Source organism: Pseudomonas sp. MYb118 (assembly GCF_040947875.1).
Classification (GTDB): domain Bacteria; phylum Pseudomonadota; class Gammaproteobacteria; order Pseudomonadales; family Pseudomonadaceae; genus Aquipseudomonas.
Genome location: NZ_JBFRXN010000002.1, coordinates 1147719 through 1160670, shown reverse-complemented (window position 1 = coordinate 1160670; position 12952 = coordinate 1147719). Strand labels below are relative to the sequence as shown.

The following is a 12952-nucleotide window of genomic DNA, read 5'->3' as shown; positions in this document are numbered from 1 at the left end:
CGAGCTCGCGGAGGCACAAACCGGTCAAAGATGAATGACGGCCAGGTCCAGCCGACCGTAGTCGCCCTCGTTCTGCTCGTTTCGCGGTGGAACATGGTGGGTTTTCATCACCTGATCCCCTTGCAGGGTCTCCAGGTGAATATCGAAGCCCCAGAGGCGGTGCAGGTGCTTGAGCACTTCCTCGGTGGACTCGCCCAGCGGCTTACGGTCGTGCTGTTGGTGGCGAAGGGTCAGGGAGCGGTCGCCACGGCGGTCGATGCTGTAGATCTGTACGTTGGGTTCACGATTGCCCAGGTTGTACTGCGCCGCGAGGATTTCACGGATGGTGCGGTAGCCTTCTTCGTCGTGGATGGCCGGCACCAGCAGGTCTTCTTTCTGATCGTCATCGAGAATGCTGAACAGTTTCAGGTCGCGGATCACCGTCGGTGACAGGTACTGCAGGATGAAGCTTTCGTCCTTGAAGCTGCTCATGGCGAACTTGATGGTCGACAGCCAGTCGGAGCCGGCGATGTCCGGGAACCAGCGGCGGTCTTCTTCGGTCGGGTTCTCACACATGCGCCGGATGTCCCGGTACATGGCAAAGCCCAGGGTGTAGGGGTTGATCCCGCTGTAGTAAGGGCTGTCGAAGCCGGGCTGGAAGACCACACTGGTGTGGGATGTGAGGAACTCCATCATGAAACCGTCGGTGACCAGGCCTTCGTCGTACAGGTCGTTCATCAGCGTGTAATGCCAGAACGTGGCCCAGCCTTCGTTCATCACCTGAGTCTGGCGTTGGGGGTAGAAGTACTGGGCGATCTTGCGCACGATGCGCACGATTTCCCGCTGCCAGGGTTCCAGCAGGGGCGCATGCTTCTCGATGAAATACAGGATGTTTTCCTGCGGCTCTGCGGGGAAGCGCGCGTTGTCCTTGTCGCTGAACTTGTCCGCACCCTTGGGAATAGTGCGCCACAGGTCGTTGATTTGTTTCTGCATATGCTCTTCCCGATCCTTTTGCCGGCGACGCTCTTCCTCGGCGGAGATCGGGTAGGGGCGCTTGTAGCGGTCTACCCCGTAGTTCATCAGTGCATGGCAGGAGTCGAGCAGGTCTTCGACCGCGTCGATGCCGTGGCGCTCTTCGCATTGCATGATGTACTGCTTGGCGAACACCAGGTAGTCGATGATCGAGCTGGCGTCGGTCCAGGTGCGAAACAGGTAGTTGCCCTTGAAGAAGCTGTTGTGCCCATAGCAGGCATGCGCCACGACCAGGGCCTGCATGCAGATGGTGTTTTCCTCCATCAGATAGGCGATGCAGGGGTCGGAGTTGATCACGATCTCGTAGGCGAGCCCCATCTGGCCTCGGGAGTAGGATTTTTCGGTGCTGAGGAAATGTTTACCGTAGGACCAGTGGTGGTAGCCCAGGGGCATGCCGACCGAGGCGTAGGCATCCATCATTTGCTCGGCGGTGATCACTTCGATCTGGTTGGGATAGGTATCGAGGGCGTAGCGAGCTGCGATACGACTGATTTCGCGGTCGTAGGCCTGGATCAGCTCGAAGGTCCACTCGGAGCCGGTGGAAATGGGTTGGCGCTTCTGCTCTTTGGCGGTCATGTCACTAACCTGCGCTGGAAGAGTTCACGGAAGACCGGATAGATATCGCCGGCCGAGACCAGTTGTTGCTGGGCAAAAGTGTCGGAAAAGGCTTCGGCGATGCGTTCGTACTCGAACCACAATGCCTGATGTTCGCGGGGGGTGATCTCAACGTAAGTGTAGTACTGCACAAACGGCATGATCTGATTGATCAGGATGTCGCGGCAGATCGGTGAGTCATCGTTCCAGTTGTCGCCATCGGAGGCCTGGGCGGCGTAGATGTTCCACTCGTTGGCAGGGTAGCGCTCGGCCATGATCTCCTGCATCAGCTTCAGGGCGCTGGAGACGATGGTGCCGCCGGTTTCGCGGGAATAGAAAAACTCTTCCTCGTCCACTTCCCGGGCGCTGGTGTGGTGGCGGATGAAGACCACGTCGATCTTGTCGTAATTGCGCTTGAGGAACAGGTACAACAGGATGAAGAAGCGCTTGGCGATGTCCTTGGTCGCCTGGGTCATGGAGCCGGACACGTCCATCAGGCAGAACATCACCGCCTTGGAGCTGGGGTTGGGTTGCTTGATCAGCAGGTTGTACTTGAGGTCGAAAGTGTCGAGGAATGGCACGCGGTGGATGCGCGCGCTGAGTTTTTCGATTTCCGCCTCGATTTCCTGGATATCGCCGAAGTTGTCCGGTTCATCGCGCTTGAGCCGCAGCAATTCTTCCTTGGCTTCGCGCAGTTTCGCCCGGCTGCTGCCGGACAGGGCGATGCGTCGGGCGTGAGCCGAGCGCAAGGTGCGAATGATGTTGATCCGTGACGGGTTGCCCTCGTTGCTGATCCCGGCGCGAACGGTCTTGAAGGTATCGGTGCCGGTCAGGTTGCGCTTGACCAGGTTGGGCAGTTCCAGGTCCTCGAACATGAATTCGAGGAATTCCTCCTGGGTAATCTGGAAGACGAACTCGTCCATGCCCTCGCCAGAGTTGCCGGCCTTGCCGGGCCCTCTGCCACCGCCGCCTCCAGGCGGCCGGGCGATATGCTCGCCAGTGGTGAATTCCTTGTTGCCGGGGTGCACGACGGTCTGTTTGCCGCCGCGGCCGTGGTGAAGCACCGGCTCGTCGATATCGCGACCGGGAATGCTGATCTGCTCGCCGTGCTCCATGTCGGTGATGGAACGCCGGCTGACCGCCTCTTCGACAGCCTTCTTGATGTGGTCACGGTAACGCCGCAGGAAGCGCTGGCGGTTCACCGTGCTCTTATTCTTGCCATTGAGACGTCGGTCGATCACATAGCTCATGACTGCTCCTTAGAAGCTGTCCTGAAAGGGGCGAGCCCAGCATCAAATCGTGAGAGCAAGGGGGCCTTTGGCGCTCCCCCAAGCGTCCGGGATGCTGCCTGAACTCGCTACCGACTTTCGAACACCTTCCAGAGGCCTGTGTACCAGAAAAAGCGCACACAGGTCTCTGGCTGACGACAACCGGTCTGACCGGTAGCGGGTTATTGAGATTTTCTGACCCGCAGGTACCACTCGGACAGCAGCCGTACCTGTTTGTCGGTGTAACCGCGCTCGACCATCCGTGTAACGAAGTCGTTGTGTTTTTGCTGGTCCTCTTTGCTCGCCTTGGCGTTGAAGCTGATGACTGGCAGGAGGTCTTCGGTGTTGGAAAACATTTTCTTCTCGATGACCACCCGCAGTTTTTCGTAGCTGAGCCAGGTCGGGTTCTTGCCGTTGTTGTTGGCTCGGGCACGCAGGACGAAGTTGACGATTTCGTTGCGGAAATCCTTCGGATTGCTGATGCCGGCCGGTTTCTCGATTTTTTCCAGCTCTTCGTTCAGTGCGACGCGATTGAGGATCTCGCCGGTTTCCGGGTCGCGGTATTCCTGATCCTGGATCCAGAAGTCGGCGTACAGCACGTAGCGATCGAAGATGTTCTGCCCGTACTCGCTGTAAGACTCGAGGTAGGCGGTCTGGATTTCCTTGCCGATGAATTCGATATAACGCGGTGCCAGGTACTCCTTGAGGTAGCGCAGATAGCGCTCGCGGGTTTCAGCCTGGAATTGTTCCTGTTCGATCTGTTGTTCCAGTACGTACAGCAGATGCACCGGGTTGGCGGCGATTTCGTGCGGGTCGAAGTTGAAGACCTTGGACAGGATCTTGAATGCGAAGCGGGTCGACAGGCCGTTCATGCCTTCATCCACACCGGCGCTGTCGCGGTACTCCTGGATCGACTTGGCCTTCGGATCGGTGTCCTTGAGGTTTTCGCCGTCATACACGCGCATTTTCGAATAGATGTTCGAGTTTTCCGGCTCCTTCAGGCGCGAGAGCACGGTGAACTGGGCGAGCATCTTCAGGGTGTCGGGTGCGCAATGAGCCTTGGCCAGGGAGCTGTTGAACAGCAGCTTGTCGTAGATCTTCACTTCGTCGCTGACCCGCAGGCAGTACGGCACTTTGACGATGTAGATCCGGTCGATGAACGCTTCGTTGTTCTTGTTGTTGCGGAAGGTGTGCCATTCCGATTCGTTGGAGTGGGCCAGCAGAATGCCGGTAAACGGAATCGCGCCCAGGCCTTCGGTACTGTTGTAGTTGCCTTCCTGGGTGGCTGTCAGCAGTGGGTGCAGCACCTTGATCGGTGCCTTGAACATTTCGACGAATTCCATCAGGCCCTGGTTGGCCCGGCACAGTGCGCCCGAGTAGCTGTAGGCGTCGGCGTCGTTTTGCGGGAATTCTTCCAGTTTGCGGATATCGACCTTGCCCACCAGTGCCGAGATGTCCTGGTTGTTCTCATCGCCCGGTTCGGTCTTGGCCACGGCGATCTGGTTGAGAATCGACGGGTAGAGTTTCACCACTCGGAACTGGCTGATGTCGCCACCGAACTCGGCCAGGCGCTTGGTCGCCCATGGCGACATGATGGTATTGAGGTAGCGGCGTGGAATGCCGAAGTCTTCTTCGAGGATCGCGCCATCTTCGGTGGCGTTGAACAGACCCAGGGGTGATTCGAAGACTGGTGAGCCCTTGATGGCATAGAAGGGCACTTTTTCGATCAGTTGCTTCAGTTTCTCGGCCAGGGACGATTTACCGCCACCCACCGGGCCGAGCAGATAGAGAATCTGTTTCTTCTCTTCCAGGCCCTGAGCGGCATGGCGGAAATACGACACGATCTGCTCGATGCATTCTTCCATCCCATGGAAGTCTTCAAAGGCCGGATAGCGACGGATCACCTTGTTGGAGAAGATTCGCGAAAGCCGCGAGTTGGTGGAAGTATCCAGCAGCTCCGGTTCTCCGATGGCCAGCAAGATTCGCTCGGCGGCGGAAACGTAGGCACTGCGGTCCTTTTTGCACAGCTCCAGGTACTCTTGCAGCGAGAGTTCTTCCTGGCGTGTGGACTCGAAGCGTTGTTGGAAGTGGCTAAAGATACTCATGACGTCACCTCGCTCGATACGTGGAGCCGACGCCGGATCACTCAGTCGATGCTGGCAGCAACCGAACAGGCGGTCGCTGTTTACCCCCCAGAAATCCCTCGCAGATGACGACTGCGAAAGCTACTCCCGATGATCCGCGCGCCGGTGTACCGGCTCTCCCCTGTTTTGGATGGCCTGCGCTTAAGGATAGTTGGGAATTCGGGAGGTAAAGGCGAGATACGTAATTAGTTGTGGCAGACCGTTCGTCCGGTGCCGTGCAAGCCCGCGGGAGCCGGGGGCTTGCGTGTTACAAAAAAATTATTCGCCACTGCCTTGCGACGTTTCTGACGGATAGGTCGTACGCCACAGCTCAAAACCGCCATCCATGCTGTAGACATCCGAGAAACCCTGGCCGACCAGATAGGCCGCCGCGCCCTGGCTGGAGTTGCCGTGATAGCAGACCACCACCGTAGGGGCGTCGAGGTCGGCGCCCTGGATGAAGGCATGCAGGGAATGGTTGTCCAGATGCTTCGAGCCACTGATGTGCAGTGCGGCAAACGTTGCCGGGTCTCGGACATCGACCACGACCGCGCCTTTTTCGCGCAGGGCCTGGGCCTGTTCTGGGGGGATGCGTTTGAATTCGCTCATGGCGGGCTCCTGGGGCTCGGCTGAATGCGCAGTCTAGCGCTGGACGCCGGCTGCCGTTATTGGGGAAACAGGGGCGACTGGCGGCATGGCATGGCCATGGTCGTCGCATTTGCATTGCAGGCGCTCGAGGGTGTCGACGTTCATCAGGGTCATCGACCCACCCCAGACGCAACCTGTGTCGAGGGCGAAGACGCCGGGCTGATTGCAGTTGCCTTCCAGTGCCGCCCAATGCCCGAAGATGATCTTCACGTCTCGGGTCTTGCGCTCCTTGTAGGTAAACCAGGGCGCGTAACCGGGTGGGGCGGTATCGAGGCCTTCCTTGCTTTTGAGGTCGAGTTTGCCTTCGTCGGTGCAAAAACGCATGCGGGTGAAGTAGTTGGTGATCACGCGCAGGCGTGTCACGCCCTTGAGGTCATTGTCCCACTTCAGCGGCTCGTTGCCGTACATGCCGTCCAGGTAAGGGGTCAGACGGTTGTCGTCGCGCAGGACCTCTTCGACTTCCGCAGCGCACTTGAGGGCTTTGCGCAGCGACCACTGCGGAGGAATGCCCGCGTGGACCAGGGCCATGTTGCGCTGTTCGTCATAGTGCATGAGCTTTTGCTGGCGCAGCCATTCGAGCAGGTCGGCCCGGTCCGGCGCCTCGAGGATCTCGCGCAGGGTATCGGATTTCTTCAGGCGCTCGATGTCATGCCCGGCGGCCAGCAGGTGCAGGTCGTGATTGCCGAGCACGCACACCAGCGAATCACGGATGCCATACAGGAAGCGCAGGGTTTCCAGCGACTGCGGACCACGATTGACCAGATCACCCACCAGCCACAATTTATCCTGGGCAGGGTCGAACGCGACCTGCTCGAGCAGGCATTTGAGCGGCTCCAGACAACCTTGCAGATCACCGACGGCGTAGGTGGCCATCAGTGCAGGGCTCCGGGCACGGCCAGGCGGAAGGGGGCGATGATGGCGTCGAACTGTTTGCCGTCATCGGCAATCATCTGATAGGTACCTTGCATGGTGCCGACCTTGGTCGTCATCACCGTGCCACTGCTGTAGGTGTGGTTGTCGCCGGACTGGATCAGCGGCTGCAGGCCCACGACACCGGCGCCACGCACCTCCTCGACATGCCCGTCACCATCGGTGATGACCCAGTGCCGTGACAGCAGTTTGGCGGCCAGTTCGCCATTGTTTTGCACGGTGATGGTATAGGCGAAGGCAAAGCGGTTCTGCTCGGGTTGCGATTGGTCTGCCAGATAGCGGGTGACGACGCTGACGTCGACCTGATAACGAGGATCGGACATGCAAGAGGCCTTAAAAACGAAGCGGGACGCGGGGCGTAGCTGAATAGGAGTCAGTCTAGGCCAACTATCGGGTAGTAAACCAGACATGGAGGCTGGTGTCCTACCCGATAACGCACGTTGCCTGTCAGTCGGCGGCGGGCTTCTGTAGGACTTGTTCGCTGAGTTTGTCGGCCAGGCGCACAAAGGCAGCCAGGTCGAGTTGCTCAGGGCGCAGGCTGCCGTCCACACCGGCGGCGGCGATTTCGTCGCTGCTCAGCAGCAGCTTGAGGGTATTGCGCAGGGTTTTGCGGCGCTGGTTGAAGGCTTCGCGCACGATGCGCTCCAGCAGGCGGTGGTCCTTGGCCGGGTGCGGCAGCACGGCATGTGGTACCAGGCGCACGATGGCCGAATCGACTTTCGGAGGCGGGTTGAACGCCCCTGGGCCGACGTTGAACAGGTGCTCTACGCGGCAGTGATACTGAACCATGATCGACAGACGACCCCAGTCACCACCGCCAGGGCCTGCGGCCAGGCGCTCGACCACTTCCTTCTGCAGCATGAAGTGCATGTCGCGGATGATCCCGGCATTGTTCAGCAGGTGGAAAATCAGCGGCGTGGAGATGTTGTACGGCAGGTTGCCGACCACTCGAAGGCTGTTGGGGGCGGCGTTCAGGGTGTTGAAGTCGAACTTCAGCGCGTCGCCCTGATGCAGGTTGAAATTGCTCTTGCCGGCGAACTGCTGGTTGAGGATCGGGATCAGGTCCTTGTCCAGCTCCACCACATCCAGTTGCGCACCGCTGCCCAGCAGCCCCTGGGTCAGCGCGCCCTGGCCAGGGCCGATTTCCAGCATGCGGTCATCGGGTTTGGCGTTGATGGAGCGCAGGATGCGGTCGATGACGCCGGCATCGTGCAGGAAGTTCTGGCCAAAGCGCTTGCGCGCCTTGTGTTGGTAGTGCTCGGTCATAAACGGGTCTCGGCCATCTGGTAGGCGGTTTCCAGGGCGACCTGCAGGCTGCCGGTGTCGATCTTGCCGCTGCCAGCCAGGTCCAGGGCGGTGCCATGGTCGACTGATGTGCGGATGATCGGCAAACCGAGGGTCACATTGACTGCCGCGCCGAAACCTTTGTATTTCAGTACGGGCAGGCCCTGGTCGTGGTACATCGCCAGCACTGCGTCGCAGTGCTCCAGATATTTGGGGGTAAACAGCGTGTCGGCGGGCAGGGGACCACGAAGGTCCATGCCTTCACCGCGCAGGCGCTCAAGGGTAGGTTCGATGATGTCGATTTCTTCATGGCCCAGATGACCGCCTTCACCGGCGTGCGGGTTGAGGCCGCACACCAGGATGCGTGGCTGGGCGATGCCGAATTTCTGTTGCAGGTCGCTGTGCAGGACGCGCGTCACCCGCTCCAGACGCTGCGGTGTGATTGCGTCGGCAATGTCGCGCAGCGGCAGGTGAGTGGTCACCAGGGCCACACGCAAGCCGCGGGTTGCCAGCATCATCACCACCTGGGCGGTGTGCGTCAGGTCGGCGAGAAACTCCGTGTGACCGGAAAAGGCGATACCCGATTCGTTGATCACGCCCTTGTGCACGGGAGCGGTGATCATCCCGGCGAAATCCCCGTCCAGGCAGCCCTGGCCCGCGCGGGTCAGGGTTTGCAGGACGAACGCGGCATTGGCCGGGTCGAGCTGGCCTGCCGTTACCGGCGCGCCGAGGGGCGTATCCCAGACATACAGGCTATTGGCGGGTGCGGGCAAGTCCGGCCAGTTGCCCGGCGCCACTGGCAGCAAGTCGACAGCCACGCCCAACTGCGCGGCCCGCTCGAGGAGCAGGTCGCGGCTGGTAATGGCGATCAGGGGGTGTGGCTGGGGTTGCGAGGCCAGCAGCAGGCACAGGTCTGGACCTATGCCCGCCGGTTCGCCGGGTGTCAGCGCGAAACGTTGGGGTTTCACTGCGCTGCCTGGTCTGCGCCAGGAAGTTTGATTTCAACGTAGGCTTCGTCACGGATCTGACGCAGCCAGGTTTGCAGCTCTTCGTCGTATTTGCGGTTACGCAGTACGGTCATGGCCTGCTGTTCGCGAGCCTGGTTGGTGCTGTCGGTGGCGCGACGGCCAAGGACTTCCAGGACGTGCCAGCCGTATTGGGTCTGGAACGGCTTGGACAGCTGACCTTGCGGGGTCTTGGCCATCACTTCGCGGAACTCAGGCACCAGCGCATTCGGGTCGATCCAGTTCAGGTCGCCACCGTTGAGGGCGGAACCCGGATCTTCGGAGTAGCTCTTGGCCAGTTCGGCGAAGTCTTCGCCCGCTTCGATGCGGCTGTAGAGCGAGTCGGCCAGCGCCTTGGTTTTGGCTTCGTCGCGGATCGGGCTTGGTTTGACCAGGATATGACGAACATGCACTTCGTCACGGACCTGGGCTTCACCGCCACGCTTGTCGAGGATCTTCAGGATGATGAAGCCGCCCGGGGTGCGCATGGGCGCGGTGATATCACCCGTGTTCATGGTGCTCAGCATGCGGTCGAACGGAGGTGGCAGTTGCGCGGCTTTACGCCAGCCCATGTCGCCGCCTTCCAGTGCGGTTTCGCTGGCGGATTTGGCAATCGCCAGTTGAGCGAAGTCGGCACCTTGCTGGAGTTGCTGGTAAACCGCGTCGGCCTGCTTGGCTGCATTCTGAATCGCGTCGGAGTTGGCGCTTTCCGGCGTAGGAATCAGGATGTTGGCCAGGCGGAATTCCTCGGACAGCTGCATCTTGCCCAGGTCGGAGGCCAGGAAGTTCTTCACTTCCTGCTCGGACACCTGGATGCGTTCTGCCACGCGGCGTTGACGCACACGGCTGATGACCATTTCGCGACGGATCTGCTCGCGAGCATCCTCGTAGGACAGGCCGTCACGCGACAGCGCGGCACGGAACTGTTCCAGCGACATGTTATTGCGCTGGGCAATGGTGCCAACGGCCTGGTTCAGCTCTTCGTCGGTGATGCGAATGCCCGAGCGTTCGCCGATCTGCAGTTGCAGGTTCTCGACGATCAGGCGCTCGAGCACCTGTTGATCCAGCACGTTGGCTGGTGGCACGGCAGCACCGCGCTTGGCGATGGTTTGCTGAACTTCGTGAACGCGCTGGTCCAGTTGGCTCTGCATGACCACATCGTTGTCGACAATGGCCACCACTCTATCAATGGACTGTACTGCGGCATTCGCCGCAGTACCCAGGAACAGCGCGCCCAGTACGAGCGGGCGCAGACAATCAGAAAGCTTGGTCTTCACGTTCACGATAACCTTGGATGCCTTTGTCGAGGAAGCTCTCTACTTTGGCGCCGGTGAGGCCGCCGAGACCTTTCAGAACGATTTGTAGGAAGATGCCGTGGTCGCCTTTTTCGTTTTGCGGAGCTTCCTGACTGAATTCGTCGTAGGAAACCCAGTAACGGTTGATCAGGCGCAGTTTCCAGCAGCAACTGTCGTACTCGAAACCACCGAAGGCTTCCAGGGTACGGTTACGGTTGTAGTCATACTGCCAGCGGCTGATGGCGTTCCATTGCGGCACGATCGGCCAGATCACCGAGAAGTCGTGCTGCTGGATCTTGTAGTAATCCTTCACGTAGCCAGGTTGGCCCGGCGTGCCGTAGTCACCACCACCCACCGACCATTGACCGGTGTTCTGGTCATAGCGGACCTGGTCATTACGATAGCGGTAGCCGGCGTTGATGACCTTGTTGGGGTTGTTTTCCGGCTGGTAGTGGAACATCGCGCTACCCGAGCGAGGGCTGCGGCTGTCCGGGTCCCAGTTATATTCGGCAGTCGTGCGCCAGTCGCGGTTCCAACGGTATTCGTACTGCAGCGCATAAGGCGAAACATCGGACTGAGAGTCTTCGCGGGTTCGGGCGTCGATACCCGGCAGCTGGACTTTACGGTCCCTGAAGTAGAAGGCTTGGCCGACGCTGATGGTCTGACGCTCGAAGCCGTTTTCTTCGATCCAGCGGTTGGTCACACCCAGCGACAGCTTGTTCTCGTCACCGACGCGGTCGTTGCCGGAGAAACGGTTGTCGCGGAACAGCGATGCGTAGTTGAAGGTGTATTCACCAGTGTCGAACACAGGAATGTCGGACTGGTCTTTCTCCGGAACATAGAGATAGAACAGGCGAGGTTCCAGGGTCTGACGATAGCCCTTGCCGAACCAGGTCGTGTCGCGATCGAAATAAAGACCGCTGTCGATGCTGGCGATCGGCACGCCACGGTTCTGGTTGCTGCTGAATGTGCCGTACAGTCGATCGGTTTCAGCGTCCTGGGCGGCAATTTGAGACTTGCCCCGTGCGTCGAGATCCAGCTGGTACTGGGTGTATTGATACTTGAGCGATGGCTTCACAAAGCCATAGGTCCAGTTCAACGGCAGGCTGACACCTGGCTTGAGATTGAGCCGGTCGCCGTTGGCACGGGCCAGGCCGGTCACGTTAGTGTCCAGGCGAGGCGTAACGTTGCCGTTTTCATCGGAGAACAGACCGGTCTTCAAGTCGCGGTCAAACCGCACGATTTCGGTCTCGTAATCGAAGTTCAGACCGTTAGGGTGCATTGGCAGCTGACCATTGAGGGTGATCTGCGGCAAACGGTCATACGGTGTGATGTTCGAAACGGTCGCCAGCTCATAAGCCTGGGCGTTCAAGCGAGCGGAGTAGCTGTCGCCACGGTAGGTAACGGAACCCTGCTGGTTGACGTAATCCGCGCTTTTAACACCGATCTGATCAGTTTCCAGATCCTGGAAGTAATACGGATCACTGATCTTGGTGTAGTCGACCTGGGTGAAGACGCGCGAGTCGAGGCCACCCTTGTGCTGCCAGTTGTACATATAGCGGGTTTTTTCGTAGTCGGTCTGCTGACTGCGCTCGGTATCGTCGTCGTTGAGGTACGCGGCACCGAACTGACCTTCGCTGGACTTGGTCAGGTAGCGGAATTCGCCTTCCATCAGCAGGCCACGCTTGCTCATGTAGCGCGGATACAACGTGGCGTCGTAGTTCGGCGCCAGGTTGAAGTAGTACGGGGTGACCAGCAGGAAGCCGGTATCGCTGCCGCTGCCGATGGTCGGTGGCAGGAAGCCGGACTGACGACGGTCGTCGATCGGGAAATAGATGTAAGGCGTGTAAAGGATCGGGAAGTCCTTGACGCGCAGGGTCACGTTGGTCGCGGTACCGAAGCCGGTGGCCGGGTTCAGGGTGATGTTATTACCCTTGAGCTGCCAGGCGTTGCTGTTCGGTTCGCACGTGGTGTACGTACCATCCTTGAGACGGATGATCGCGTTCTCGGCACGCTTGGCGTACAAAGCGTTACCGCGGATACGGGATTTGTGCATCACGTATTCGGCGTTGTCGACCTTGGCTTCACCGGTGTCGAGCTGCACTTCGGCATGGTCGCCGACGATCAGCGCGCCGTTGTCGCGAATACGCACGTTGCCGTCCAGTTCGCCACGGCTCTCGGCCTGGTACAGGCTCGCTTCATCGGCTTCAGCCTGCATGCTGCCTTGACGCAGTACCACGTCACCGGCCAGGGAAGCGATCTGCTCATCCTGCTTGTAGCGGGACGCCTTGGCTCCGACGAAGGTAGGCGCGTCACTTTTATTCGTCTTGTCATTCATGCCAGGACGAATTGGTTCGATATAGGAACCAGAGCAGTAAGGACCGGTTTCGGCCAGTTGCGCTGCGGTGAGCTTCTCGCGCGGAACCCAGTCAAGGTGACTGTAGTCTTCGCTACGGGACTTGAGGCCGCGCCCTTTGGACTCGGTGACCAACACAGGCTTGGCGCCGGTGTCTTCGCTGGAGCCGCTCTCGGTCGAGGCTTCGCCACTGGAGCTGACTGCGCTGCCGTCATGGACGGGACGTGGGGGCAATGCCGCCGCCGGCGTCTTTGGTGCACAGTCCCAGGCACCCGAAGCAGAGACTGAGCAGTCATACTGTTCCGCGGCGACCACGAACGAAGTGGCTAGGGGTTGCAGGGCCAGCAGACTGCCAGTGACCAACAACGGAAATTTTTTACGAAACGCGGGGGATTTCAATGCCATCTTATTAGTCCGGGCTTCCTGCGTGCCATCTGCC

Annotated in this window: 10 protein-coding genes; all 10 read right to left on the bottom strand. The window is 59.6% G+C overall.

Translation table 11 applies throughout. The features are described from left to right. Positions 1–24 precede the first annotated feature (24 nt). Positions 25–1587 (bottom strand): SpoVR family protein, encoded by a 1563-nt coding sequence (locus ABVN20_RS11200; RefSeq protein WP_368555659.1) that lies wholly within the window; start codon positions 1585–1587, stop codon positions 25–27. Continuing rightward, entirely contained in the window at positions 1584–2855 is a 1272-nt protein-coding gene (locus ABVN20_RS11195) for a YeaH/YhbH family protein (protein WP_368555658.1), read from the bottom strand. Before ABVN20_RS11195 ends, ABVN20_RS11200 begins: the two co-directional genes overlap by 4 nt. A 200-nt stretch (positions 2856–3055) precedes the next feature. Then, a complete protein-coding gene (locus tag ABVN20_RS11190; protein WP_368555657.1) occupies positions 3056–4978 on the bottom strand; it encodes a PrkA family serine protein kinase in 1923 nt (640 codons plus the stop codon). Between the two features lie 297 nt (positions 4979–5275). Continuing rightward, on the bottom strand, positions 5276–5605 hold the full coding sequence (gene glpE / locus ABVN20_RS11185) for a thiosulfate sulfurtransferase GlpE (RefSeq protein WP_368555656.1): 330 nt from the start codon (positions 5603–5605) through the stop codon (positions 5276–5278). Positions 5606–5638: 33 nt separating this feature from the next. Next, positions 5639–6517, bottom strand: coding sequence for a symmetrical bis(5'-nucleosyl)-tetraphosphatase (locus ABVN20_RS11180; protein ID WP_368555655.1), 879 nt, complete (start codon positions 6515–6517; stop codon positions 5639–5641). Continuing rightward, a complete protein-coding gene (gene apaG, locus ABVN20_RS11175; protein WP_368555654.1) occupies positions 6517–6897 on the bottom strand; it encodes a Co2+/Mg2+ efflux protein ApaG in 381 nt (126 codons plus the stop codon). Before apaG ends, ABVN20_RS11180 begins: the two co-directional genes overlap by 1 nt. Before the next feature lie 124 nt (positions 6898–7021). Continuing rightward, entirely contained in the window at positions 7022–7840 is an 819-nt protein-coding gene (gene rsmA, locus ABVN20_RS11170; RefSeq protein WP_368555653.1) for a 16S rRNA (adenine(1518)-N(6)/adenine(1519)-N(6))-dimethyltransferase RsmA, read from the bottom strand. Further along, the gene (pdxA, locus tag ABVN20_RS11165) at positions 7837–8826 is read right to left on the bottom strand and encodes a 4-hydroxythreonine-4-phosphate dehydrogenase PdxA (protein ID WP_368555652.1); all 990 of its coding nucleotides are present in this window, start codon (positions 8824–8826) and stop codon (positions 7837–7839) included. Before pdxA ends, rsmA begins: the two co-directional genes overlap by 4 nt. Beyond that, on the bottom strand, positions 8823–10139 hold the full coding sequence (gene surA / locus ABVN20_RS11160) for a peptidylprolyl isomerase SurA (RefSeq protein WP_368555651.1): 1317 nt from the start codon (positions 10137–10139) through the stop codon (positions 8823–8825). Before surA ends, pdxA begins: the two co-directional genes overlap by 4 nt. Next, a complete protein-coding gene (locus ABVN20_RS11155) occupies positions 10120–12918 on the bottom strand; it encodes an LPS-assembly protein LptD (RefSeq protein ID WP_368555649.1) in 2799 nt (932 codons plus the stop codon). The genes surA and ABVN20_RS11155 overlap by 20 nt, the downstream gene beginning before the upstream one ends. Positions 12919–12952: the final 34 nt, after the last annotated feature.

Coding starts and splice junctions, on each gene's coding strand:
- ABVN20_RS11180 (WP_368555655.1), bottom strand. CDS start 6,517: ATGGCCACCTACGCCGTCGGTGATCTGCAAGGTTGTCTGGAGCCGCTC.
- ABVN20_RS11195 (WP_368555658.1), bottom strand. CDS start 2,855: ATGAGCTATGTGATCGACCGACGTCTCAATGGCAAGAATAAGAGCACG.
- ABVN20_RS11190 (WP_368555657.1), bottom strand. CDS start 4,978: ATGAGTATCTTTAGCCACTTCCAACAACGCTTCGAGTCCACACGCCAG.
- rsmA (WP_368555653.1), bottom strand. CDS start 7,840: ATGACCGAGCACTACCAACACAAGGCGCGCAAGCGCTTTGGCCAGAAC.
- apaG (WP_368555654.1), bottom strand. CDS start 6,897: ATGTCCGATCCTCGTTATCAGGTCGACGTCAGCGTCGTCACCCGCTAT.
- ABVN20_RS11200 (WP_368555659.1), bottom strand. CDS start 1,587: ATGACCGCCAAAGAGCAGAAGCGCCAACCCATTTCCACCGGCTCCGAG.
- ABVN20_RS11155 (WP_368555649.1), bottom strand. CDS start 12,918: ATGGCATTGAAATCCCCCGCGTTTCGTAAAAAATTTCCGTTGTTGGTC.
- glpE (WP_368555656.1), bottom strand. CDS start 5,605: ATGAGCGAATTCAAACGCATCCCCCCAGAACAGGCCCAGGCCCTGCGC.